This is a genomic window from Falsiroseomonas sp. E2-1-a20, assembly GCF_051433195.1.
Lineage (GTDB): Bacteria > Pseudomonadota > Alphaproteobacteria > Acetobacterales > Acetobacteraceae > Falsiroseomonas.
In genome coordinates this window covers 255,179-279,283 of sequence record NZ_JBHMFT010000001.1, presented here as the reverse complement: position 1 = coordinate 279,283, position 24,105 = coordinate 255,179, and the positions used below count along the sequence as shown (strand labels likewise).

Here is a 24,105-nt window from a genome sequence, read left to right as displayed (position 1 = left end):
TGCGGGCATGCGTCGCGGCGGTTGGACTTCTGCGGCCGAGGGGCTCGCCGCCGCCCTGATCGGCCTCGCCGTGGTGGCCGCGGTCTATGGCTGGCAGATCCTGCCGCCCCGAAGCACCGGATGGATGCTGGAAGGCACCATCGGGCCGGACCCGGTGCAGTACTGGCTCGGCTGGACCTATTTCGCCCGCTCGCCCTGGATGTGGCCGCCCGGCGCGAACCCGGATTGGGGGCTGGAGGTCGGCTCCTCCATCTTCTACTCGGACTCGATCCCGCTGCTGGCCTTCGCCTTCAAGGCGCTGCATCCGCTGGTGGAGGTGCCGCAATACTGGGGGCTCTGGCTGTTCGCCTGCGGCGCGTTGCAGGTGCTGCTGGCCTGGCGGCTGATCGGGCTGGTGACGAAGGATGGGCTGGCACGGCTGGCCGGTGCGGCGCTGTTCGTGCTGCAACCCATCCTGCTGAACCGCATGGGTGGCCACTTCGCGCTCGGCGGGCAGTTCCTGCTGTTGGCGGCCCTGTATCTCTGCCTGACGCCGGCCGCGCCCTGGCGCCGGCCGCTCGCCTGGGCGGGGCTGGTGCTGGCAGCCTCCCTGATCCACGCCTACCTGCTGCCGATGGTCGCCGGATTATGGGCCACGGATTGGCTCGCCCGCGCCCTGCAACCGCAGCGCCGGGTGGCGCTGCTGGCCGTGGAAGCGGTTGGCGTGCCGGGCGCCGGCCTGGCGGGGCTTTGGGCGGCCGGGTTCTTCCTGCTCGGCGGCGGCCTCGGCGGCACCTGGGGCGGGTTCGGCGAAATGCAGCTGGACCTGCTGGCGCCCTTCGACCCGACCCATTGGGGCGGCCTGCTGCCGCAACTGCCGCGTGCCGATCACCTGGAATCGAAGGACAGCTACCTCGGCCTCGGCAGCCTGCTGCTGATCGCGGCGGGGCTGCTGGCCTATGCTTGGCGGCCGCGTCCCGGCCTGGCGCGGCGCTGGCCGCTGGTGGCGGGGCTCGCCGTGATGCTGGCCATCGCCATCACCCACCGGGTCTCCATCGGTGGGCAGGTGGTGCTTGTGCTGGCCGAGCTGCCGGAGCGGGTGCTGGCGCTCGCCGATGCGCTGCGCGCTTCCGTGCGATTCTTCTGGCCGCTGGCCTATGCCGCGCTGTTCGGCGCCATCGCCGCGCTGGCCCATGCGTCGGGCGGCCGACGCACCGGCTTCGCGCTGGCGGCGCTGCTGGCTGTGCAGGTGGTGGACCTGCAACCCGGCTTCGCCCGCCTTGCCGGCTATTTCCGCCCCGCCCCCACCACCGCCCCGCTGCGCCTGGCCGACCCGTTCTGGTCCGAGGCCACCACGCGCTACGCCCGCATCCGCCTGGCGCCCACCGGCCTCCAGGCCACGCATTGGGAGGAGGTCGCCGTGCTGGCCGCGACCCACGGCCTGCCCACCGATGCGGTGTACCTCGCCCGCCTCGACCCGGTCCGTGTGGCAGCGCTGAATGCGACCACCGAGGATCGCCTGCGGTGGCGCAACCCGGAACCAGGCAGCCTCTATGTCCTGGCCGAGGGCCCGATGCTGGAGGCCGCGCGCGCCGGGCATGACCCGGACCGCGACCTGCTGGCCCGCTTCGACGGGCTGTGGGTGCTGGCGCCCGGCTGGCACCAGACCCCCCTGCTCACGGCGCCGCCGGCCCCGCCTGCCCGATCCCGAACAGCCCGCGCAGGAAGCCCGGAGTAAGCGCGGCCAGCGGGTTGACGCTGACCTGCGGGTCTTCGGCCGGCCCGTTCAACTGGAAGGTCGCCGCGAACAGCCCGCCGCCGGCTTCCGGCGCGAACAGGCGCCCGATGATCGGCAGGTTGCCAAGCAGCGAGTTGAAGAAATAGGCCGGCACGATGGTGCCCTCGATCGCCAGCCGCCGGGTTCGTCGGTTCAGCGTCCCCTTCGCCGTCAGCCCGAGCGAGGCGGAGAAGGCGCGCGCCTCGCCGAGCGTCAGCACCTCCGGCGTCAGGCTGAACGGCGCGACGAGCTGGGTGAAGCCGAGGCCCGGCCCGGCCACCGCCTCCAGCACGCCGTACAGCGTCATCGCCTGCAACAGCTTGGCGAAGCCGGGCGCGTTGCGCATGGCGAAGTCGTTCATCACGGCGGTGCCCACCAGCGGCGCGCCGGGGCGGTTGCTGGCATAGGCCGCCTGCACGGATAGCCTGCCCCCTTCCAGCGTCCGCAGCACGTCGAAGGCGCCGAGCAGCGCCCCGGCATCCTCCGCCTCCAGCCGCAGGCTGCGGCCGGCACCGGCCGGGGCGATGTCGGCCTGGAAATTGCCGCGGGGCCCGGCCCGGCCGGTGACACTGCCGGCACGGACCACGCCCCGCGCATCCACCTGCACCCGCGCCTGCACCGCGCCGATCTCGCGCCCCGGCCCCATCAGCACGCGGTCGATGCGCGCATTGGCGGAAAAGGCGGGCGAACGATCCTCCGCCGCCGGCGCCTCCGCACGGGCCTCCTCGGCGGCGAAGGCCCGGCGCAGGTCGAGCACCGGCCCGCGCAGCGTCACCACCCACGGGGCGCCGGGCTCGGCGGGGGGCAGCGCCTCCCCACTCAGGCGGCTTTCCTCCACCGCGGCGTCCTGGATGATGAGCTGTTCCATCCGCGCGCCACGCCCGAAGGCGGCGGCGCCGCGCACAAGCAAGGCGGGCGCCTCCACCCGGAAGCTGTCCATCGCCAGCAGCGTCTCGCCGTTCAGCCGCAGCACCACCTCGGCCCCCGCGTTCTGGCCGGGCGGCTTGGCCCAGGCGAGCGGGTCGATCATCATCCGGGCGTTGCGGAGGTCCGCCTTTATGGTGGCGCGGCCCTGGCCGCTGCGGCGGGTCTCGGTGGCGACGTCGAGCCCGACCGGCCCTTCGACCAGGTCCGTCAGGTCCAGCCCGAGCTCGGCGATGGTGCGGGCATTCGTGGTCGCCCGCACCGTCTCCCGCCGCACCACCTGGCTGGCCGGGCCGGCCCGGAAATCCATCTCCACCGTCAGCCGCGCGGCGATGCCGGCGAAGGTCGCGGTGCCGGTGGCGCGCAGCCCGGTGTTGGTCACGTTCAGGTCGATGACGCCGCCCTCCAGCGGCCGGCCGAGCAGCACATCCGCGATGGTCGCCTGCCGCAGCCGCGCCTGCACGCGGATCTGCAACTGCTCCACCGGCAGGTCCGACAGCAGCGGGAAGGCAATTTCCAGCCGCCCTTCCATCTGGCCGCGCGGGTCCTTGATGGGCAGCGGCGCGCGTTCGAACAGGCGCAGCCGCGGGTGCTTCACCACGGCGATGGCATCCGCCACCGGGCCGGCCAGGTTGATGGCGATCTCCGCCGAGTCCTGGCCTTGCGGCGGCAGCAGGAAGCGCACCGTGCCATCCCGCACCACCACGCCGGCCTGGCGCCCGCCGGTGACCTGCATGGTGATCGCCTGCAGGTCGAAATCGACCGTGCCGCTGGCGAGTTCGGCGGGCGGGATCGGCCGCAGCCAGTGCACCGTCGCATCCTGCACCGCGAGCCGGCCGGACAACTCCGTCACGCGCAGGCCACTGCCATCCGCCGCGGCCTGCCCGGCCAGCCGCCACTGCCCGTCCCGCGCGGTGCCGGCCGTCAGGTTCTGCACCATCCAGCGGCGCACCGGCGGGGCCAGCGCCTCCGGCCAGTGCCGCCCGAGATCGGCGATCGGCACCGCGTCCAGGCCGAGGGTCGCGGTGCCGCGCCAAGTGTCGTCGGCACGGCTCGCCTCCGCCGCCAGGGTCAGGGTCGGCGGCGAGGGACCGGCCAGCACCAGGGTCGCGGCCGGCACCAGCAGCCGGTCCCGCGTCGCCTCCAGCGCCACCTCCAGCCGTTCGATCGCCAGGCGCGGGCCGGGCCCGACATCGATCGAGCCCACCCCGGCCGCCAGCCGCGCCTGGAGGTCGCGGAAGCGGCCCGCGCTGTCGATGCGGCCCGCGACCTCGATCCGCGCCGTTGCATCCAGCCGCGCCAGGGGCGCCAGGCCGGGCGCGGCGGCGGCCAGCAGGGCCGGGCGCAATTCCGGCAGCAGCAGGCGGAAGGCGATGTCGGCCACGCCGCCCGCCGCGCCGCCCGCCACGATCTCGGCGGAGCCGCTGACCGGCACGCGCTCCGCGCCCAATAGCAGCGTCGCGGTCGCGGTGCCGGAGACGCCGCCGCCGGGCCGCCGGCGGAGCACCAGGTCAGCGTCGTCCAGCGTCCAGGTCAGGCCGAGCGCCGCATCCTCCACCACCACCCGCGCCTGCACGATCCGCACCAGGCGCAGCGCGGACAGCCAGGTGTCGTCGGAGGGCGCGCGCATCAACTCGGCCAGCATCGGGTCCGTGGTCGCGCTGTCCGGCGCCTCCGTGCCGGATTGCCCGACCAGCAGCGTCACCTCGCCATCCACCGAGCGCCGCAGGCGCAGCGCGGGCCGGCGCATCTCCACCTGCTGCGGCGCGACCTGCCCGCGCAGCAGCCAGGGCAGCGACAGGGTGATGGCGGCATCGGGCAGGTCCAGCCGCAGGCTGCCATCCGGCTCGCGCATCCGGACCTGCGACAATTGCAGTTCCACCGGCGTCAGCCGCCCCTCCCGCCAGCCCTGCCAGCCCACCGCGGCGCGGCCAACCTCCAGCAGCGCATCGGGCGGCGTGCCATCCGCGCCGGGGGCATTGGCCTGGTCCTCGATGGTGCTGGCGAGCCAGGGCAGCTCGACCGGGCCGGTGGACAGCCGCCAGGCCAGCGCGCCCGTCGCCAGCAGCAGCAGGAAGAACAGGCCGAACAGCAGGTGCAGCGCGCGATGCGCCTCCCGCGCCACTTGACCGGCGGCGGCCCTCATCGCCACGCTGCCCGCCAATGCCCAGACCGCAAGCGCCCACCCCGGCTCCGGCTCCAAGCCTGGACGCGTCCCCGCCCGCCCTGCCGCGCGCCCACGACGCGGAGGCGGCGGCCAGCCTCGCCGCCCGCTTCGCCGAACGTGGCGCGGCGGAGAAGGCCTTCGGCGCCAGCACCGAGGGAACCGCGCTGCTGGCCTCGCTGGGCGGCCACAGCCCCTACCTGGCCGATCTGGCCCTGCGCGAATCCGCGACCCTGCTGCGCCTGGTGGACCGTGGACCGGATGCGACCTTCGCCCTGGCGCTGGACCCGCTGGGCCGCGCCGACCCCGCCGCCACCCGCCCGGGCGTCGCCACGCTGCTGCGCCGCGCCAAGCGCCAGGCGGCGCTGATCGCGGCCGTCGCCGACATCTCCGGCACCTGGGCGCTGGACCGCGTCACCGGCGCCCTGTCCGACCTCGCCGATGCCTGCACCGACTACGCCTGCGCGCATCTGCTGCGGGAGGCGCAGGCGCGCGGCGACCTGAAGCTGGCGGGCGGCGCGGCGCGGCATGATCCACGGGCGACCTGCAAGGGCTCGGGCCTTGTGGTGCTCGGCATGGGCAAGCTCGGCGGACGGGAGTTGAACTACTCCTCGGATATCGACCTCATGGTGCTGTATGACCCGGAGACTGCAACCTACGATGCGGACCGGGCCGGCGCCATCTATGTGCGGCTCGCACGCGATCTTGTGCGCCTGCTGGATGAGCGGACGGAGGATGGCTACGCCTTCCGCACCGACCTGCGCCTGCGCCCCGACCCGGCCGCGACGCCGCTGGCGGTCAGCCTGCCGGCCGCCATCAGCTACTACGAAAGCATGGGCCAGAACTGGGAACGCGCCGCCATGATCAAGGCGCGGCCGGTGGCGGGCGACCGGGCGCTCGGCGAGCATTTCCTGCGCGAGATCCGGCCCTTCGTCTGGCGCCGCCACCTGGACTTCGCCGCCGTCGCGGACATCCATTCCATCAAGCGCCAGATCCACGCCCACAAGGGCCACAAGGGCGCGCACGCCCAGGTGCAGGTCGCCGGCCACGACGTGAAGCTCGGCCGCGGCGGCATCCGCGAGATCGAGTTCACCGTGCAGGTGCTGCAACTGATCTGGGGCGGCCGCGACCCGGCGCTGCGCGACCCGACCACGCTGGGCGCCCTGGCGGCGCTGGCGGCCGCCGGCAAGATCGACCGGCGCGCGGCGGCGGACCTCGCCGATGCCTACGGCTTCCTGCGGCAGGTCGAGCACCGCCTGCAGATGGTGGCCGACCGGCAGACGCACAGGCTGCCGGAGGATGCGCCGGGCCTCGCCAACATCGCCTCCTTCATGGGCTACGAGACGCCGGAGGCATTCGCCAGCGCGCTGGTCGGCCACCTCACCCGCGTCGAGCGCCGCTATGCCGGGATGTTCGAGACCGCGCCGGACCTGTCGGCCGGGGACGAGATCGGCGGCGACCTGGTGTTCACCGGGGTGGAGGACGACCCGGCGACGCTGGCGACCTTGCGCGGCCTCGGCTTCCAGAATCCGGGCGCCGTCGCGGCCACCGTGCGCGGCTGGCACCATGGCCGCACCCGCGCCACGCGCAGCGAACGGGCGCGGGAATTGCTGACGGCGCTGATGCCGGCGCTGCTGGCCGCCTTCGCGCGGCAGCCGCAGCCGGATGCGGCGCTGATGCGGCTGGATACCGCGCTGGCCCGCCTGCCCACCGGCGTGCAGGTGCTCAGCCTGCTGGCGCGCAACACCGCGCTGCTGGACCGCCTCGCCTTCGTGCTCGGCGCCGCGCCCCGCCTGGCGCACCATTTCTCCCGCAATCCGGCGGCGCTGGACGGGCTTCTGGCCGGCCATGCCGCGCCGCAGGTCGACCCCGCGGCCTCCCTGCCCGCCCTGGTGAAGGATGCCCGCTTCCTGGAGGAGGCGCTGGAGGCGGCACGGCGCCTGGTGACGGAGGGCAAGTTCGAGATCGACGCGGCGGCGCTGGAAGGGCGGCTGGAGACGGATGCCGCCGGCCTGGCCCGCAGTGCGCTGGCGGATGCCGCCATCGGCGCGCTGCTGCCGCGGCTGGCGCAGGATTTCGCGCGGCGCCATGGCAAGGTGCCGGGCGGCGCGCTGGGGGTGGTGGCGCTCGGCAAGCTCGGCGGGCGGGACATGCTGCCGGGGTCCGACCTCGACCTGATCCTGGTCTACGACCACGCGGCGGAAGCGACCGAGAGCGCCGGCGGCCCGAAGGCGCTGCCGGCCAGCCAGTATTTCGCCCGCCTCGCCAACCAGGTGGTGGGCGCGCTGACCGCGCCGGGGGCGGAGGGGCGGCTGTACGAGGTGGACATGCGGCTGCGGCCCTCGGGCTCCAAGGGCCCTGTCGCCGTCTCGCTCGGCGCCTTCACCCGCTACCACGTCGAATCGGCCTGGACCTGGGAACGCATGGCGCTGACGCGCGCCCGCTTCGTCGCCGGCGCGCCGGCCCTGAAGCGCAGGGTGGAGGCGGCGATCCGCCAGGCGCAGACCCGCGCCGCCGACCCGGCGCAGGTGCTGTCCGATGCGCGGGCGATGCGGGCGCGGATGCTGCGCGACCTGCCGGCGGATGGGCCGTGGGATGTGAAGCACATGGCCGGCGGGCTGGTAGAGGTGGAGTTCATCTCCCAGGCCCTGCAGGTCGCCCATGCCCACCGCCTGCCCGCCGTGCTGTCGCCCACCACCCGCCTCGCGCTGGCTGGCCTCGCGCGGGCGAAGATCCTGCCGGCGGAGGAGGCGGAGGCGCTGGTCCTGGCCGACCGGCTGTGGCGCGCGGTCACCGCGCATCTGCGCCTGACCGTCGGACGCTGGCCGGAGCCCGCGCTGCCGGAGCCGGTGGCCCTGGCGCTGCTGGCCGCGACCGCGCCGATCCTGCCGCAGCCCGCGGTTGACCAGGCCTCGTTCCGCACTCAGATGCGCGAGGTCGCGCAGGCCGTGCGCGCCAGCTTCACCCGCCACATCGGCGACCCCGAAACCGCCTGATCCGCCGGAGCCCCACCCGCATGTCCGAGACGCTCGCCGAAGGCGCCGCCGCGCCCGACTTCACCATGCCGGCCTCCGGCGGCCGCACCGTCAGCCTGGAGGCGCTGAAGGGCGAGCCCTTCCTGCTGTATTTCTACCCGAAGGCGGACACCCCCGGCTGCACCAAGCAGGCCTGCGGCATCCAGGAAGCGCTGCCGCAGCTCGGCAAGCTCAAGCTGGCCGTCATCGGCGTCTCCCCCGACCCGATGAAGCCGATCGAGAAGTTCGCGGGCAAGTTCAACCTGACCTTTCCGCTGGCCTCGGACGAGGACCACAAGGTGGCCGAGGCCTATGGGGTCTGGGTGGAGAAGTCGATGTATGGCAAGACCTACATGGGCATGGAGCGGTCGAGCTTCCTGGTCGGCGCCGATGGCCGGATCGCGCGGATCTGGCGCAAGGTGAAGCCGGAAGCCCATGCGGCGCAGGTGATCGAGGCAGCAAAGGGGTTGTGATGGACGAACAGGCGGAAGCGGGCGTCGCGGGACCGGACGCGTCCCCGAAGCCGATGAGCGCCGAGGCGGTCACCTGGGCGTTCCGCTACCTGATCGGGCGCGAGCCGGCCTCGGCGGAGGAGGTCGAGGCGCATCGCCACATGCCCGACCTCGACACGATGCGCCGCGTCTTCGCCAATACCTGGGAGTTCTTCGACTTCTACGACCGCGCGCTGGACAATTCGGCCAGCTACGGCATGCCGCTGTTCCTGATGCGCCCACCGGCCGACCCGGGCTTCCCCTTCCGCTTCGAGCCGCCGAACCTGGACAACCCGGTCGGCCAGTTCTGCACCATGTCGCAATTCGATGATCCGGCCTTCGGCGAGATCGCCGAGGCGATGGGCATGGCGCCGACGCAGACGCGGCGCAGCTGGGAACAGGCCTGGGTCGTCTCCATGCTGGCCACCGCCGGGATGATCGAGCCGGGCCGGCGCGGGCTTGGCTTCGGCGTGGGGCGCGAGCGCATCCCGGCGCTGCTGGCGTCCCGCGGCGTCGCGGTGCTGGCCAGCGACACGCCGCATGAAGCAGCCGAGGTGCCGTTGCCGCCGGGCGCGCATCTCATGGCGCTGTTCCACCCCGAGATCCTGCACCTCACGGATTTCGAGCAGCTGGTCGGCTACCGGCCGATCGACATGACCAGCCTGCCGGCCGACCTCGACGGGCAGTTTGACTTCTGCTGGTCGGCCTCCGCCGTGGACCGCCTGGGCTCGATCGCCGCCGCCAGCCAGTTCCTCGAGGACAGCCTGCGCGTGCTGCGTCCCGGCGGGCTGTCGCTGCACACGCTGGCCTTCAACATCCGCTCCGACGTGGTGACGATGGAGCACCCCGGCCTGACCCTGCTGCGCCGGCGGGACCTGGAGGCGCTGGCAGCGCAGCTCCAGGTGATGGGGCACGAACTGCTGCCGGTGAACTTCCACCCGGGGCTGCACCCGCTGGACGGCGAGGTCTCCATCGGCCCGCATGCCCCACCGCGGCCGAAGCAGCGGCATGCCGGGCTGGTCTTCACCGCCCTCGGGCTGGCGATTCGCAAGGCGGCCTAGCGACCCATGCCGGGCGCGCAGGGCAGCGGCGCGGGCCATCGCGCCACGCGCCGCTGGAACCGGGCCGGAATTCCGTGCTGACTGGTCGCGCGGCCGGACCTGCATCGGCGGCGGCCCGACCCGGAGAGGCAAGATGATGACCAGCCGCCCTGCCGTCACAGCCGGCGTGCTCATGACCTGCGCGGTCCTCTGCGCCGCGCTTGCCATGGGGCTGCGCAACGCCTTCGGCCTGTTCCTGGCGCCGATGACGGAGGCGAATGTCTGGACCGCCTCCGGCTTCTCCTTCGCGATCGCGCTGCAGGTGCTGCTGAACGGGGTGAGCCAGCCGATCTGCGGCCAGGTGGCGGACCGCTATGGCGGGCGCGTCGTCGTGATCGGTGGTGCGGTGCTGTACGCCATCGGCATCCTCGGCATGCTGATGGCCTCGGCGCTGGGCGTCTTCACCTTCTTCGCCGGCATCGTCATGGGCATCGCGGTCTCCGCCGCCGGCATGCCGGTGATCATCGCGACGCTGACCCGGCTGCTGCCCGAACACCAGCGCGGCCGCGCCGTGGGCCTCGGCACCGCCGGGTCGTCCTTCGGGCAGTTCCTGGTGGTGCCGCTGGCGGGGCTCGGCATCGGCACGCTGGGGTGGGAGGTGACGCTGGCGATGATGGCGGCCGTCGCCCTGCTGATGATTCCGCTGGCCCTGCCGCTGGCCGAGCCACCGCGCGCGAAGCTGGCGGCGCAGGATGATGAAACCGCGGGCGCGGCGCTGTCCCGCGCCTTGCGGACACCGACCTTCTGGTACCTGTTCTTCGGCTTCTTCGTCTGCGGCCTGCACATCTCCTTCCTCACCGTCCATCTGCCCGGCTTCGTGCATTACTGCGGCCTGCCGGTCGCGGTCGGCGCCGGCGCCATCGGGCTGATCGGCCTGTTCAACATCGCGGGCTCGCTCGGGGCCGGCGAGTTGACGCAGCGCTGGAAGCGGCGGGAGCTGCTGGTCATCATCTATGCGGCGCGCGGCGTGCTGATGACCGGCTTCATGCTGGTGCCGAAGACCACCACCACCGTGCTGGTCTTCTCCGCCATCATGGGCATCCTGTACCTGTCCACCGTGCCGCCGACGGTGGCGCTGGTGGCGCGCAACTTCGGCACGAAGTGGCTGGCGACGATCTTCGGCCTGGTCTTCCTCGGCCACCAGCTCGGCGGCTTCACCGGCGCCTTCATGGGCGGCGTGGTGCTGGACATGACCGGGTCCTACGACATGATGTGGTGGATCGGCGTCGGCGCCTCCGCCTTCGCGGCGCTGGTGCACCTGCCGGTGAAGGACCCGGGCGTGCCCAAGGCCGCGGCGGCGGCGGCCTGAGGCGCGGACAACACGGCGCCAGCCGCGGACGACCCCGATAGGCGCGGCCACCCCGGCCGCGCTATCATCGCCGCATCAGTGAAGGAATGCGGGATGCGACGGTCGATCCTGGTGGTGGCGATGGTGGCGGCGCTCGGTGGCAGCGCCGCCGCGCAACAGGCGGGAGCCCAGCCGGCCACGCCACGGGCGGAGCCGCCGCACGCCTGGGTGTTCGGCTCCTGGACCGGCGGCATCTTCCCGCCGGGCGAGACCAGCGGGCCGCGCTGCACCGGCCAGCCCAGCGTGATCTTCACCCGCGACGTGGTGCTGCGCGCCTCGATCTTCGACGTCGCCTATCGCCAGCGGCTTATCGAGACGGTCGCCGCCTCGCCGAACGCGCTGGAGTTCCGCTTCGTCCCGGCGGCCGGCGGCGGCAATGCGCTCGCCTCCCGCATGCCCGCCGATGTCGGCTTCGGCTGCCCGGGCGGGCCGAATTCGCTGATCGTCGAACGCCGCGGCGAGAACGAAATCGCCTTCCCGAACTGCGCCGAGTTCCCCTCCCCCCTCACGCGCTGCGTCGGCAACTGATCCGGTGCGGATCGCGCTGATCCACGCGCTGCGGCATTCCCCGCCGCCGATCGAGGCGGCCTTCGCGGAGCATTGGCCGCAGGCGCGGCTGATGAACCTGCTGGATGACAGCCTCTCGGCCGACCTGGCGCGGGGCGGGGCGCTGACGCCTGCGATGACCGACCGCTTCCTGACGCTCGGCCGCTATGCCCACGGCACCGGCGTGCAGGGCGTGCTGTTTTCCTGTTCCGCCTTCGGGCCGTGCATCGAGGCGGTGGCGGCGGACCTCGCGCCGATCCCGGTGCTGAAGCCGAACGAGGCGGCGATCGAGGAGGCGGTGGCGATCGGCCGCCGCATCGGCCTGCTGGCCAGCTTCCCCGGCACGCTCACTTCCATGCCGCCGGAGTTTTCGCCCGGCGTCACCGTGGTGCCCTGCCTGGCGGAGGGGGCGCTGGCGGCGCTCGATGCCGGGGATGGCGCGACGCATGACCGGCTGGCGGCGGAGGCGGCGCGGCGGCTTGCGGATTGCGACGTGATCCTGCTCGGCCAGTTCAGCCTGGCGCGGGCGGCCCGGGCGGTGACCGATGCCACGGGTTTGCCGGTGGTGACGACGCCGGGGAGTGCGGTGCGTCGGCTGAAGGCGATGCTGGCGGGCTGAGCGGCGCCGGATCGAGGGGTGGCAGCGGGCCGGGGTCGCGGCCGCCGCCATAGCGCACCAGGGCGACGACGCGATCCTCGATGGGCGGATGCGTCGCGAACCACGACCAGCCGCGGCTGAGCACCGCATCGTGCAGGAACAGCGCGCGCACCTGGTCCGGAACCGCCGGCAAATCCGGCTGCTGCGCCACCTTGCGCAGGGCCGAGATCATCGCATCCGCATTCGCCGTCATCTCCACCGCGCCGGCATCGGCCAGGTATTCGCGGTTGCGCGACAGTGCCATGCGCAGCACCACCGCCAGCAGATGCGCCAGCACGGCGATGAGGATGGCGATGGCGATCAGCGCCACCACCACCAGCGCTCCGCCCCCACGCCCGCCACCGGAGGTGCGGGAGGAGGATGAGGAGGAACGGCCGCGCCCGATGCCGCCCATCCGCCGGAAGCGCATCAGCTTCAGCATCTGCCAGGCGCCGTCGGTCACCAGCGTGATGACGCCGACGAACACCGCGGCCACAACGCCAAGCCGGGCATCGCCGTTGCGGATATGCGCAAGCTCATGCGCCAGCACGGCGGAAATCTCGGCATCGTCCAGCGCATCGAGCAGCCCGCGCGTCACCGTCACCGCGGATCGGTCGGCCGTCATCCCGGCGGCGAAGGCGTTGCGGGCGGGGGTCTCGATCACGGAAAGTCGCGGCAGGCGCATGCCACGGCTGATGCACAGCGCCTCCGTCAGCCGCCACAGGCGCGGCTCCTGCTTCGGCTCGCTCACCCGCTTGGCGCCGGTCACCAGATCCAGGATGCGGCGATGCGCGAACCAGGCGATGGCGAACCAGATGCAGGCCAGCAGCAGTGCCAGCGGGATGATGGCAGGCAGGCGCTGCGCCGCCATCACCAGGCCGGTCGGCACATCCGGCGCGTCGCCCGCCACCAGCAGCAGCGCCACGGCATAGCCCATGGCGACCAGCAGCACGGGAAAGCCGGCCAGCAGCAGGATGGACCGCAGCGCCGTGTTCCAGGCGTGGGTCCGAAGGCCAACGGCCTGCATCGCCGCGTGCCCTTCCGGCCCGGGGCTAGAACTTCACCTGCGGCGGCGCCTGGGTGGCTACACGCTCGGCCTCCGACAGCTCGAAGAAGCCGCGCGGGTGGAAGCCGAGGCTGCCGGCGAAGAACACCGCCGGGATGGACTGGATCGCGGCATTGAACTCGGCCACGGCATTGTTGAAGAAGCGCCGCGCCGCCGCGATGGTGTTCTCGATGCCGGACAGTTCGGCCTGGAGAGACAGGAAGTTGGTGTTGGCCTTGAGGTCCGGATAGGCCTCGGACAGCGCGAACAGCCGGCCGAGCGCGGCACCCAACTGGCCCTCCGCCGCGCTGGCCTGTTCCGGCCCCTGGGCGCGGACGGCGCCGTTGCGGGCCTGGATCACCGCCTCCAGCGTGCCGCTTTCATGCGCGGCGTAGCCCTTCACGGTCTCGACCAGGTTCGGGATCAAATCGTGCCGCTGCTTGAGCTGCACCTCGATATCCGCCCAGGCCTGCGCCACGACCTGCCGCAGCGACACCAGGCGGTTGTAGATGACGACCAGCCACAGCAGCAGCAGGACGACGAGACCGAGCAGCACCCATTCCATGCGGCGACCCCCATCCGGAAGCCGGGGACGTTACGCCGCCGCGGCGCGGGCCGCCAGGATGCCATCGGCGCGCCGGAACGCCTCCGCCATGCGCGGCGGCGGCATGGCGCCGCTGAACAGCAGGTGCCGGTCCATCAGGAAGGACGGCACGCCGGAGATGCCGCCCTGCCGCGCGGCGGCATCCTCCGCCAGCACCTCCGCCAGGTGCTCCTCGCCGCGCAGCATCGTGGTGACGGCGACGGAGTCGAGCCCGGCGCCATCGGCCAGCGTCGCCAGCACCAGGATGTCCCCGATGTCCTGGCCTTCCTGGAAGTAGCCGCGGAACAGCGCTTCCACCACCGCATCCTGCACGCCGGCGGCCTCCGCCATGCGGATGACGCGGTGCGCCCGGACGGTGCTGGGGGTGCGCAGCATGCGGTCGTGGCGGAATTCCAGCCCGGCGGCGCGGCCGGCCTCCGCCACATTCGCATCCAGCTCCCGCCCCCGCGCCTCGGAGCCGAATTTCCGGGCGCGGTAGGTGGCGCGCTCGACCCCTTCCTCCGGCATGTCCGGGTTGAGCTGGAAGGGGCGCCAGCGGATGGCGAAGCGCAGGCCGTCCGTGGCCAGATCGGCCAGCGCGGCTTCCATGTTCCGCTTGCCGATCCAGCACCAGGGGCAGATCGCGTCGGAGACGATGTCGAGCGTGCGGACGGGCTGGGTCATGGCGGTTCTCTCTCCTGCTGCCGCGGATATGGGAGGTTCAGCCCAGCGCTGCCAGCCGCCCCGGCACCTGGGCCAGCACCTCCGCCCCCGCATTGGCGAAGGCGAGGCGGAGGTGGCGCTGCTGGCCGGGGCCGAAGAAGGGGCCGGGCAGCGTCATCAGCCCCTGGGTCGAGGCCAGCAGTTCCGCGGATTCCAACGCATCCGGCGCCCCCTCCGGCAGGCGGAGATAGGCGAAGTAGGTGCCGATGGCGTCGAGCCGCCAGCCCGGAAGCTGCGCCACGGCAGCGCGGAACAGCTTGGCGCGGTCCGCCATCAGCAAACGGTTCCCTTCGCGCCATTCAAGCAGCCCCGACACCGCCCAGGCCAGGGCCTCCTGCGCCGGCCGCGCCGGGCAGATCTGCCAGGTGTCCAGCGCCTTGGCGAGTTGCGCGCGGAAGGCCGGCCCCGCCGCGATGGCGCCGATCCGGTGTCCCGGCACGCAATACGCCTTCGAGAACGAATACAGGTGGACCAGCCCGTCGCGCCACGACGGGTCGCCGAACAGCCCGTGCGGCGGCGACTGCTCCGGCGTCAGGAAGTCCCGGTAGGTCTCGTCCAGCACCAGCCAGGTACCGCGCGCCCGGCAAATCTCGGAAAATTCCTGGATCACCGCGGCGGGATAGACGGCACCGGTCGGGTTGTTGGGCGAGACCAGGACCAGGGCACGGACCGGGTGTGCGTCCATCAGCGCGGCGGTCTCCGCAGGGTCCGGCACGAAGCCGTTCTCCGGCCGGGTCGGCAGCGGCACGGCGCGAACGCCCTGCATCGTCAGCGCCATCTGGTGGTTGAAGTACCAGGGCGCCGGCAGCATCACCGCCTCACCGGGCTCGGCGAGCACTGCCATGGTCATGGCGAAGGCGAGGTTGCAGCCGGCGGTAATCGCGATGTCGGCGGCCTTGATACCGGCGCGGTAGACGGCGGACATGTCGTCGGCCAGCGCCTTGCGCAGCGGCGGGTCGCCGTCGATGGCGCCATAGCCGGCGCAGTCCCGGCTGCCGGCGGCCTGCGCCAGCCGCACGAGCAACTCCGGCGGCGGCGGGTAGCCCGGCACCGCCTGCGTCAGGTCCAGCGCCGGCCCGGCGCCGCCGGCATAGCGCGCGGCCCAGGCGCGGGCGGCGGGGATCGGTGGCTCGGCGGTTTCGCGAAGGCGGGCGGAGAGGTTCATGCGGGCAGCGTGCCGCCACCGGCCGGCGCGGGCAATGCGGCCGCCGGATCATCCTCGATGATCGGACGGCCCGTGACGTGCCGCCAATGATGCCAGAACAGCCGCGCCGCCACGCCGCGCCAGGGCGCCCAGGCCAGCGCGATCCGCGCCAGCTCCTTCGGCGCCGGCCGCACCTGCAGCCGCTTCAACTGCGCGACGCTGGCGGCGAGCGCGATGTCGCCGCTCGGGAAGATGTCGGGCCGGTCATGCGCGAACAGCAGGTGCACCTCCGAAGTCCAGCGCCCGAGGCCGCGCACGGCGGACAGGTGCGCCACCGCCTCCTCATCCGCCATCGCCCCCAGCCGGTCCAGGCGCAGCGATCCGTCGAGGCAGGCCGCCGCCAGCGCCCGCGCATGCGCCGCCTTCGGCCGCGACAGGCCGCCGACGCCGCACAGCACGTCATCCTCCATGGCCACCAGACCGGCCGGGTCCAGCGCGCCTGGAATGGCGGAAAGCCGCCGCCAGATGGCGCCCGCCGCCTGGTTCGAGATCTGCTGCCCGCAGATGGTGCGCAGCAGCCCGCCGAAGCCGGCCGGGCGCGACCGCCAGGGCAGCGGACCGGCCGCCGCCTCGATCGCCGCGAGGTCGGGGTCCGCCGCGACCAGCGCCGCCACCGCCTGCCGCGCCCAGGCAGGGCCCGCGGGGAAGTTCGGCGGCGGGGATGCAGGAGGGGGGCTCATCCCCGCCGCCACTACAGCACGCCAGCCCGGGCCGGGAGGGGGGTGGCCCCGTGGCCCCATCGGGGCCGTGCCGGGCCAGCGTCCTGCCCCCTGCAATTTGCCCCGACGCAGCCACCGTCCAAGGGTCTGGAACCACCTGAATTGCAACGCTTCGTTGCCGCGGCCGCGCCCGTCACATGCTGCAACATTCATCTGCCAATCGGCGTTAGGTGCCGGCCCGCGCCGCACTATGTTACGGCCATGGACGCCACCGCCCCCCACATCCTCGTCGTCGACGACGACCGTGAAATTCGTGAACTGCTCGGCAAGTTCCTCGAGAAGCAATCGCTGCGCGTCACCGTGGCCCGCGATGCGCGGGAGGCGCGGAAGCTCTGGCCGCTCGGCCGCTACCACCTGGTGGTGCTGGACCTCATGATGCCGGGCGAATCCGGGCTCGACCTGGCCCGCTGGCTGCGCACGCAATCCGAGGTGCCGATCGTCATGCTGACCGCGATGGGGGAGGATACGGACCGCATCGTCGGGCTGGAACTCGGCGCCGACGACTATGTGGCAAAGCCCTTCAACCCGCGCGAATTGCTGGCCCGCATCCGCGCCGTGCTGCGCCGCGCCACCGCCGACAGCAGCACCGGACCCTCCCAGGAACCGCCCGCCCGCATCCTGCGCTTCGCCGGCTGGGTGCTGGAGCCGACGCGCCGCCGCCTGGTCAACCCGCAGGGCGCGGAGGTGCCGCTGACCGGCGGCGAGTACGAGTTGCTGATGGTGCTGGTGGAACGCCCGAACCGGGTGCTGACGCGCGACATGCTGATGGACCTGCTGCGCGGCCGGCAGGCCGGGCCGTTCGACCGCGCCATCGACGTGGCAGTGTCCCGCCTCCGCCGCAAGCTGGAGGATGACGGCCGCAACCCGCAGGTCATCAAGACCGTGCGCGGCGGTGGCTACGTGCTGTCCGCCACCGTCGAACGCAGCTGAGCCGGGATGCGCTGGCTGCGATGGCTCTGGCCCCAGACCCTCGCGGGGCGCACCGCGCTGGTGCTGCTGACCGGCCTGATCCTGGTGCAGGTGGCGGGCCTGACCATCCATGCGCTGGACCGCGTGGATTTGCAGCGCTTCCAGCAGGCGCGGGAGATCTCCCAGCGGTCCTACGGCGCCTGGCGCAGCCTGCTGCAGGTGGCGCCGGAGCGGCGCCGCGGGCTGGTGGATGACCTCGACATGCCGCCGGGGCTGTCGCTCACGGTGGATGACGACGCGCTGGCGAAGCCCGGCTTTCCGCCACCGCCGCCGCAGCTGATCCGCCTGCTGCGGCTGGATGGCCTGCGCCACGCCCCGCCGCGCTTTCGCCCGCGGGAGGTCCTGATCGCGACGGACCGCCACCCGGGTCGGCTGATGGTCAGCCTGCGCTTCCCGGACCAGGGCTGGCTGAACCTGCGGCTGGAAATGCCGCCGCCGCGGCCCTGGCATTCCGAGACCTTCCTGGTTGCCTTCGTGCTGATGACGCTGGCCGCCGTGGCGCTGACGCTGTGGGCGGTGCGGCGACTGACCCGGCCGGTGGCGGCGCTGGCGGCCGCGGCGGACCGGCTCGGCCGCGACGTGAATGCGACCCCGCTGCCGGAGACCGGCCCGGCCGAGGTCGCCACCGCCGCCCGCGCCTTCAACACCATGGCCGAGCGCATCCGCCGCTTCGTCGGCGACCGCACGCAGATGCTGGCGGCCATCGGCCACGATTTGAAGACGCCGATCACCCGCCTGAAGCTGCGCGCCGAGTTCCTGGACGATGACGAACAGCGCCGGAAGATGCTGGCCGACCTCGACGAGATGGAGGCGATGATCGCCGCCACGCTGGCCTTCGCGCGGGATGATTCGACGCGGGAGCCCTCCGTGCCCGTCGACCTGGCGTCCCTGTGCCGCACCGTGCTGGACGAGGCCGCGGATGCGCGGCCAGACCATGCCGACAGCATCACCTATGAGGGGCCTGAACACCTGACCGTCGCGGCGCGGCCGGGGTCCCTGAAGCGGGCGCTGGCCAACCTGGTCGCCAATGCGGTGATCTATGGCGGGTCCGCCCGGCTGGCCCTGGCGCCGCCCGTCGCGGGCAGCATACGGATCGCGGTGGAAGACGACGGGCCGGGCGTGCCGGAGGCGGATCTGGAGACGGTGTTCCAGCCCTTCCGCCGGCTGGAGGAAAGCCGGAACCGGGAAACCGGCGGCACCGGCCTCGGCCTGCCCATCGCCCGCAACATCTTCCGCGCCCATGGCGGCGACGTGGTGCTGCGCAACCGGCCGCAGGGCGGCATCGCGGCCATCGCCACCATACCGGTCTGAGATCAGGGCCCGAACAAAGCCAGCGCCACCTCGCCCGCCACCAGGCTGGCGGACAGCGCGAGGGTCGACCAGCGCATCGCCTCCCGCCACAGGGGCTCCCGGGCAAGGGGCGCGTGCAGCACGCGCGGGCGGGGCGGGATGCGGAGGTCTGCGGGGATCTCCGGACGGAGGGGGAAGGTTGCTGTGCTCATGGGGTGACTGGAACATAATGAGAACATGAACGCAAGCACTGAAAGTGTGTCCAGCGTCGAAACAGAGGCGACATGCGAACCCCTTGTGGAACCCCCGCCGCGCCGCGAACATGACCCGATGGAGGAACGCCGCATGTCTGCATCCGATGGGTTTCTCGGCCGACGCCTGCTGGTGCTGCGGGTCGCCACCGCGGGCGTCGCCGCCACGCCGGCTGCCGGCCTGGCGCAGGGCAGCAAATCCGGTGGCGGCGGCCTGCCGGGCGCAAAGGGCAGTACGCCCACGCCCCCGGCGCGCAGCGGCCTGACCGATAGCGACCCTTCGGATGAGCCGGGCGCGGGGCGCGGCGGCAACCGTCCGCGCAGCGGCGTCTCCGACAGCGACCCGAACGACCCGCCGGGTGGTGGCCGCGGCGGCAACCGCCCGCGCGCCGGCGTGTCCGACAGCGACCCGTCCGACCCGCCGGGCCGCGGCCGCGGCGGCAACCGGGCGCCTGCCGGCGCGACGGATAGCGACCCCTCCGACGCGCCGGGTCGTGGTCGTGGCGGCAGCCGCCCGCCTGCCGCCGGTCCCTCGGACAGCGATCCCTCCGACCCGCCCGGCCGCGGCCGCGGCAGCGCGCCGGAGACCAAGCGGACCTGACCGGCCTCGGAGAGCGTTTGAGAATGCCGGCGGCTGAGGATCCGCAGGGTATTTTGCGTCCCTGGCAGAAGGCGGACGCCGCCGATGCTGGTTGCATCGGCAAGTTCGACGACGCCCCAGGGGCGGAAAAGACCCGCGGAGCCGACCCGCCCGGTATTCTCAAACGGTCTCTCAGCCGACCAGGATGCCGCGCCCGGCGAAGAAGTCCTGGAACTGCGCGACCGGAAGGCGCGCATCCGCCTGCGTCGCGGGGCTGTCGCCGGAGGGGTTGTGCAGGCGCAGCGCGCCCGCCGCGTCCAGGCCGAAGACCAGCACCAGGTGCCCGCCCCGCGCGGGCGGCGGCGTCTCCGGTCGCCGGATGCCGGGGTGGACGGAGGCGATGAACAGTCTGGCCGGCGCCTCGACAAGCCGGGCCACATCCTGCGCCGACTGTTCCAACAGGATGCGCGCCGGGATGCCCTGCCCTGCCAGCCAGGTGACGGCGCCGGCGTAGATCAGGCCGCGGATGCCCTCGGGCGTCTCGACATAGCCGCCCGCCGCCTGCACGCCGCGCCGCACCTGATGGATCGGCGGCACCGGGCGGCCGAGCGCACCGAGCACCATCTGCAGGCAGGCGCAGCCGCAGAGGTGTTCGGCCCAGCGCGCATATTCACCCTGGTCTTCTGCGCCGCTCGTGGCCCAGCGCGGGTCCGTCGCCGCGTCACGCCCCGCCAGGAAGTCCGCGACCAGGCCGCGGCTTTCCCATTGTGCGCGGAATGGCGGGATCAGGCCGCGTCGTTCAGGTGGCAGGCGCTGCGCTGGTCCGGCGCGATGGCCCGCAGCTTCGGCACCTCCACCCGGCAGCGGTCGAAGGCGTGCGGGCAGCGCGGGTGGAAGTGGCAGCCGGGCGGCGGGTTCAGCGGCGACGGAATTTCCCCCTTCACCGTCGCGAAGGCCCGCTTGCGGTTGCCGATGCGCGGCACGCTGGCCAGCAGCGACTGGGTGTAGGGGTGGTTCGCGGCGGCGAAGACCCGCTCGGTCGGCGCCTCCTCGACCACGCGGCCGAGATACATGATGACCACGCGGTCGCTGAGGTGTTCGACGACGCCGAGGTCGTGGCTGATGAACAGGTAGGTCAGGTCCAGGTCGCGCCGAAGCTGCATGAACAGGTTCAGGATCTGCGCCTGGATCGACACGTCGAGCGCCGCCACCGCCTCGTCGCAGACGATGAATTCCGGCGCCACCGCCAGCGCGCGGGCGATGCCGATGCGCTGCCGCTGGCCGCCGGAGAACTGGTGCGGGTAGCGCCGCTTGAAGACGGGGTCCAACCCGGCGCGGCGCATCTGCGCATCGACATAGGCATCGAAGCCGGACCGGTTGGTCAGCCCATGCACCAGCGGCGCCTCCCCCACGATGTCCGCCACCCGCATGCGCGGGTTGAGGCTGGCATAGGGGTCCTGGAAGATCATCTGCCGGCGCAGTTTCGCGATCTTCGCGGCCTCGCCCTGCATCGCCGCGACGTTCTGGCCGTTCCAGAACACGTCGCCTTCCGATTGCGGCAGGATGCCCGCGACGATGCGGCCGAGCGTGGATTTGCCGCAGCCGGATTCGCCGACCAGGCCCACCACCTCGCCCTTGCGGACGCGGAGGTCGACGCCGTCCACGGCATGGACGATCTCCTCCTTCACCGAGGCGCCGAGGCGGCGCGCCAGGCGGGCGGCGATGTCGAGCTTCTTGGAGAAGCGGCGCGAGACGCCGCGCAGCTCCACCATCGGGGTCTCGGTGTCGGTGAAGGTGCGGGGCGCTTCCTGGACTTCACTCATGCCGTCGCCACCTCCTCGAGATGCGGGTGGTGGCAGCGCGCCAGGCGGCCCGGCAGCCAGCCATGCAGTTCCGGCATCACCACGCAATCCGCCGCCGCGCGCGGGCAGCGGGTGCGGAAGGAACAGCCTTCCGGCAGGTTGAGCAGCGAAGGTGTCATGCCCGGGATCTGCCGCAGCGGCACGCCGCGCTTGTTGCGGGACGGCACGCTGCCGATCAGGCCGTGGGTGTAGGGATGCAGCGGCGCATCCAGCACCTCGCCGACGTCGCCATGTTCGACGACGCGGCCAGCATACATCACGGCGATATCGTCCGCGAGGCCGGCGACCACCGACAGGTCGTGCGTGATCCACAGCATGGAGGTGCCGGTGGTGGCGCACAGCTTCTGCACCTCCGCCAGGATCTGCCCCTGGATGGTGACGTCGAGCGCCGTCGTCGGCTCGTCCGCCACGATCAGGTCGGGCCGGTGCAGCAGCGCGATGGCGATGGCGACGCGCTGGCGCATGCCGCCGGAGAACTGGTGCGGGTAGGATTTCAGGCGCTCATCCGGGGACGGGATGCCGACCATGCCGAGCGCATCGCGCGACCGGGCACGGGCTTCGGCGTCGGAAACCTTCTCATGCGCCTGCACCGTCTCGATCATCTGCGTGTCGATGCGCAGGACCGGGTTCAGCGTCATCATCGGGTCCTGGAAGATCATGGCAATGCGGTTGCCGCGCAGGTTCCGCATCTCCTCCTCGGACAGCTTCGCCAGGTCCTGGCCCTTGAACAGGATCGATCCGCCGACGAGGCGGCCGGGCGGGTCGACCAGGCCCATGATGGAGAAGCCCGTCACGGTCTTGCCGGAGCCGCTTTCGCCCACCAGCCCCAGCACCTTGCCGCGGCCCACGGTGAAGGAGACATCATCCACCGCCTTCACCACGCCGCCGCGCGTGAAGAAATGCGTCCGCAGGTTCCGCACTTCCAGCGTCGGCGTCAGCGCGGCATCCGAGATCAACGGTTCGACCATTCCCAACCTTACTTCTGCAGCCGCGGGTTCAGCACGTCGCGCAACTGGTCGCCGACCAGGTTGATGGCGACGATCGTCACCAGCAGCGCGATGCCCGGATAGAAGGAAATCCAGTATTTTCCGGACAGCATGTATTCATAGCCATTGGCGATCAGCAGGCCCAGCGACGGCTCGGTGATCGGCACGCCGAGGCCGAGGAAGGACAGCGTCGCCTCCAGCGCGATGGCGCGCGCCACCTGCATGGTGCCGATGACGATCAGCGGCGGCAGGCAGTTCGGCAGCAGGTGGCGGAACAGGATGCGGTAGCGCGGCAGCGCCAGGCATTCCGCCGCCTCGATGTATTCGCGCCGGCGTTCCACCAGCGCCGTGCCGCGCACCGTCCGCGCGTAGTAGGCCCATTCCACCACGACGATCGCGATGACCACGTTGGTCACCGACTTGCCGAGGAAGGCCAGGATCATCAGCGCGACGAGGATGGAGGGGAAGGACAGCTGCAGGTCGACGATGCGCATGATGAGGCTGTCGGTCTTGCCGCCGGCATAGGCGGCCGCGAGGCCGAGCGAGGCGCCGACCAGGCACGCGATCAGCGCCGACCCGGCGCCCACCGTGAGCGAGATGCGCAGCCCGTACATGATGCCGGACAGCATGTCCCGCCCCTGGTCGTCCGTGCCGAGCCAGAAGGTGGTGGCGCCGTCGCCGGATTTCTCGCCCGGCTCCAGCCGCCCATCCATGATGTCGAGCACGGCGAGGTCGTAGGGATTTTGCGGCGAGATGAAGGGCGCCAGGATCGCCACCAGGATGATGATGGAGATCACCACCAGCCCGCCGACCGCCAGCTTGGATTCGAAGAACTCCGAGACGAAGCGCTGGAACGGTGTCTCCACCTTGTCCTTCGCGGGATCCCGGGGAGGCGCTTCCTGGCCGACGACGGCGCTCATGGCGTGCCTCCCCTCACTTGCTGTCGAGCCGGACGCGCGGGTCCAGCACCGAATACATCAGGTCCACCACCAGGTTGATGGTGATGAACATCAGCACGATGATCATCAGGTAGGCGACGATCACCGGGCGATCGAGCACGTTGATGCTGTCGATGATCAGCTTGCCCATCCCCGGCCAGGCGAAGATGCTTTCGGTGACCACGCTGAAGGCGATGGTGCTGCCGAACTCCAGGCCAGTCACCGTGACGACCGGGATCAGGATGTTCTTGAACACGTGCACGAAGGTGACGCGGAACGGGCTGAGCCCCTTGGCGCGGGCGAACTTCACGTAGTCCATCAGCATCGTCTCCCGCACCCCCGCGCGGGTCAGGCGGATGACCAGGCTGATCTTGAACAGGGCCAGGTTGAGCGCCGGCATCGCCAGGTGCGAAAGCCCGTCCAGCGTCAGGAAGGACCATTGCAGCCCCAGCAGCTCCCGCGTCTCGCCGCGCCCGGTGGAGGGTAGCCAGCCGAGTTGCACGGCGAACACCATGATCAGCATCAACCCGACCCAGAAGGTGGGCAGGGAGAAGCCGAGGATCGACCCGGCCATGATGCCCTTGCTGGCGATGCTGTTCGGCTTGAGGCCCGCATACAGGCCGAGCGGCAGGCCGATGATGATCGCGCCGACGGTCGCGGCCAAAGCCAACTCGAGCGTCGCCGGCATGCGCTGCAGGATCAGTTGCAGCGCCGGTTCGTTGAACACGAAGGAGCGTCCAAGATCCCCCTGCACCGCCTTGCCGAGGAAGACCAGGTATTGCTGCCACAGCGGCAGGTCGAGCCCGAGCGCCGCCACCGCGCGCTCCCGCTCGATCTGGTCGGCATCGGGGCTGATCAGGATCTCGACGGGGTCGCCGATGGCGAAGACGCCGATGAACACGATCACCGACATCGCCAGCACGACGCCGACGGCCTGGATCAGCCTGCGGAGGAGGTAGACGCTCATCGGCGGGC

At 72.2% G+C, this 24,105-nt stretch carries 22 protein-coding genes; 10 read left to right on the top strand and 12 right to left on the bottom strand.

Annotation, left to right across the window (positions count from 1 at the left end; all coding sequences use genetic code 11):
- The first annotated feature begins 7 nt into the window (after positions 1-7).
- Complete coding sequence (locus ACFHPP_RS01365) at positions 8-1,717, top strand: DUF6311 domain-containing protein (protein ID WP_437161466.1); 1,710 nt, start codon at positions 8-10, stop codon at positions 1,715-1,717.
- Here the strand turns inward: ACFHPP_RS01365 and ACFHPP_RS01360 are convergent.
- On the bottom strand, positions 1,656-4,826 hold the full coding sequence (locus tag ACFHPP_RS01360; protein WP_437161465.1) for a DUF3971 domain-containing protein: 3,171 nt from the start codon (positions 4,824-4,826) through the stop codon (positions 1,656-1,658). The genes ACFHPP_RS01365 and ACFHPP_RS01360 overlap by 62 nt on opposite strands.
- Positions 4,827-4,843: 17 nt before the next feature.
- Between ACFHPP_RS01360 and ACFHPP_RS01355 the strand changes: the two genes are divergently transcribed.
- From ACFHPP_RS01355 to ACFHPP_RS01330, 6 genes are all read left to right on the top strand, one after another.
- Positions 4,844-7,840: a bifunctional [glutamine synthetase] adenylyltransferase/[glutamine synthetase]-adenylyl-L-tyrosine phosphorylase gene (locus tag ACFHPP_RS01355; protein ID WP_437161464.1), complete on the top strand. Its 2,997-nt coding sequence runs from the start codon at positions 4,844-4,846 to the stop codon at positions 7,838-7,840.
- A gap of 20 nt (positions 7,841-7,860) precedes the next feature.
- A complete protein-coding gene (gene bcp / locus ACFHPP_RS01350) occupies positions 7,861-8,331 on the top strand; it encodes a thioredoxin-dependent thiol peroxidase (protein WP_437161463.1) in 471 nt (156 codons plus the stop codon).
- Entirely contained in the window at positions 8,331-9,410 is a 1,080-nt protein-coding gene (locus ACFHPP_RS01345) for a hypothetical protein (RefSeq protein ID WP_437161462.1), read from the top strand. The genes bcp and ACFHPP_RS01345 overlap by 1 nt, the downstream gene beginning before the upstream one ends.
- A gap of 133 nt (positions 9,411-9,543) precedes the next feature.
- Positions 9,544-10,758 (top strand): MFS transporter, encoded by a 1,215-nt coding sequence (locus ACFHPP_RS01340; protein WP_437161461.1) that lies wholly within the window; start codon positions 9,544-9,546, stop codon positions 10,756-10,758.
- A 93-nt stretch (positions 10,759-10,851) separates the two neighbouring features.
- On the top strand, positions 10,852-11,325 hold the full coding sequence (locus tag ACFHPP_RS01335; protein ID WP_437161460.1) for a hypothetical protein: 474 nt from the start codon (positions 10,852-10,854) through the stop codon (positions 11,323-11,325).
- A gap of 4 nt (positions 11,326-11,329) precedes the next feature.
- Positions 11,330-11,962, top strand: a complete 633-nt coding sequence (locus tag ACFHPP_RS01330) for an aspartate/glutamate racemase family protein (protein ID WP_437161459.1) — start codon at positions 11,330-11,332, stop codon at positions 11,960-11,962.
- On the opposite strand, the gene ACFHPP_RS01325 is transcribed toward ACFHPP_RS01330, so the two are convergent.
- Genes ACFHPP_RS01325 through ACFHPP_RS01305 form a run of 5 tightly spaced genes read right to left on the bottom strand, consistent with a single transcriptional unit; the run spans position 11,856 to position 16,215 of the window.
- Positions 11,856-13,007: a M48 family metalloprotease gene (locus ACFHPP_RS01325; protein WP_437161458.1), complete on the bottom strand. Its 1,152-nt coding sequence runs from the start codon at positions 13,005-13,007 to the stop codon at positions 11,856-11,858. The genes ACFHPP_RS01330 and ACFHPP_RS01325 overlap by 107 nt on opposite strands.
- A 25-nt stretch (positions 13,008-13,032) precedes the next feature.
- Positions 13,033-13,590, bottom strand: a complete 558-nt coding sequence (locus tag ACFHPP_RS01320; protein ID WP_437161457.1) for a LemA family protein — start codon at positions 13,588-13,590, stop codon at positions 13,033-13,035.
- 30 nt (positions 13,591-13,620) lie between these two features.
- Entirely contained in the window at positions 13,621-14,292 is a 672-nt protein-coding gene (locus tag ACFHPP_RS01315; protein WP_437161456.1) for a DsbA family oxidoreductase, read from the bottom strand.
- Between the two features lie 37 nt (positions 14,293-14,329).
- Positions 14,330-15,496, bottom strand: coding sequence for an aminotransferase (locus ACFHPP_RS01310; protein WP_437161455.1), 1,167 nt, complete (start codon positions 15,494-15,496; stop codon positions 14,330-14,332).
- On the bottom strand, positions 15,493-16,215 hold the full coding sequence (locus tag ACFHPP_RS01305) for a DNA-3-methyladenine glycosylase family protein (protein ID WP_437161454.1): 723 nt from the start codon (positions 16,213-16,215) through the stop codon (positions 15,493-15,495). The genes ACFHPP_RS01310 and ACFHPP_RS01305 overlap by 4 nt, the downstream gene beginning before the upstream one ends.
- Positions 16,216-16,455: 240 nt before the next feature.
- On the opposite strand from ACFHPP_RS01305, the gene ACFHPP_RS01300 reads away from it, so the two are divergent.
- Together ACFHPP_RS01300 and ACFHPP_RS01295 are read left to right on the top strand one after the other, a co-directional pair.
- Positions 16,456-17,184, top strand: coding sequence for a response regulator (locus ACFHPP_RS01300; RefSeq protein WP_430669981.1), 729 nt, complete (start codon positions 16,456-16,458; stop codon positions 17,182-17,184).
- Positions 17,185-17,190: 6 nt separating this feature from the next.
- Complete coding sequence (locus ACFHPP_RS01295; RefSeq protein ID WP_437161453.1) at positions 17,191-18,534, top strand: ATP-binding protein; 1,344 nt, start codon at positions 17,191-17,193, stop codon at positions 18,532-18,534.
- A gap of 2 nt (positions 18,535-18,536) precedes the next feature.
- On the opposite strand, the gene ACFHPP_RS01290 is transcribed toward ACFHPP_RS01295, so the two are convergent.
- Positions 18,537-18,725, bottom strand: coding sequence for a hypothetical protein (locus ACFHPP_RS01290; RefSeq protein WP_437161452.1), 189 nt, complete (start codon positions 18,723-18,725; stop codon positions 18,537-18,539).
- 133 nt (positions 18,726-18,858) lie between these two features.
- On the opposite strand from ACFHPP_RS01290, the gene ACFHPP_RS01285 reads away from it, so the two are divergent.
- Positions 18,859-19,365 (top strand): hypothetical protein, encoded by a 507-nt coding sequence (locus ACFHPP_RS01285; protein WP_437161451.1) that lies wholly within the window; start codon positions 18,859-18,861, stop codon positions 19,363-19,365.
- A gap of 171 nt (positions 19,366-19,536) precedes the next feature.
- On the opposite strand, the gene ACFHPP_RS01280 is transcribed toward ACFHPP_RS01285, so the two are convergent.
- The 5 genes from ACFHPP_RS01280 to ACFHPP_RS01260 all read right to left on the bottom strand — a co-directional run bounded on the left by ACFHPP_RS01280 (position 19,537) and on the right by ACFHPP_RS01260 (position 24,097).
- Positions 19,537-19,968, bottom strand: a complete 432-nt coding sequence (locus ACFHPP_RS01280) for a hypothetical protein (RefSeq protein WP_437161450.1) — start codon at positions 19,966-19,968, stop codon at positions 19,537-19,539.
- A 161-nt stretch (positions 19,969-20,129) separates the two neighbouring features.
- Positions 20,130-21,167, bottom strand: coding sequence for an ABC transporter ATP-binding protein (locus tag ACFHPP_RS01275; RefSeq protein WP_437161449.1), 1,038 nt, complete (start codon positions 21,165-21,167; stop codon positions 20,130-20,132).
- A complete protein-coding gene (locus ACFHPP_RS01270; protein ID WP_437161448.1) occupies positions 21,164-22,174 on the bottom strand; it encodes an ABC transporter ATP-binding protein in 1,011 nt (336 codons plus the stop codon). Before ACFHPP_RS01270 ends, ACFHPP_RS01275 begins: the two co-directional genes overlap by 4 nt.
- An 8-nt stretch (positions 22,175-22,182) precedes the next feature.
- The gene (locus tag ACFHPP_RS01265) at positions 22,183-23,112 is read right to left on the bottom strand and encodes an ABC transporter permease (RefSeq protein ID WP_437161447.1); all 930 of its coding nucleotides are present in this window, start codon (positions 23,110-23,112) and stop codon (positions 22,183-22,185) included.
- A gap of 13 nt (positions 23,113-23,125) precedes the next feature.
- Complete coding sequence (locus ACFHPP_RS01260; RefSeq protein WP_437161446.1) at positions 23,126-24,097, bottom strand: ABC transporter permease; 972 nt, start codon at positions 24,095-24,097, stop codon at positions 23,126-23,128.
- Between the last annotated feature and the right edge of the window lie 8 nt (positions 24,098-24,105).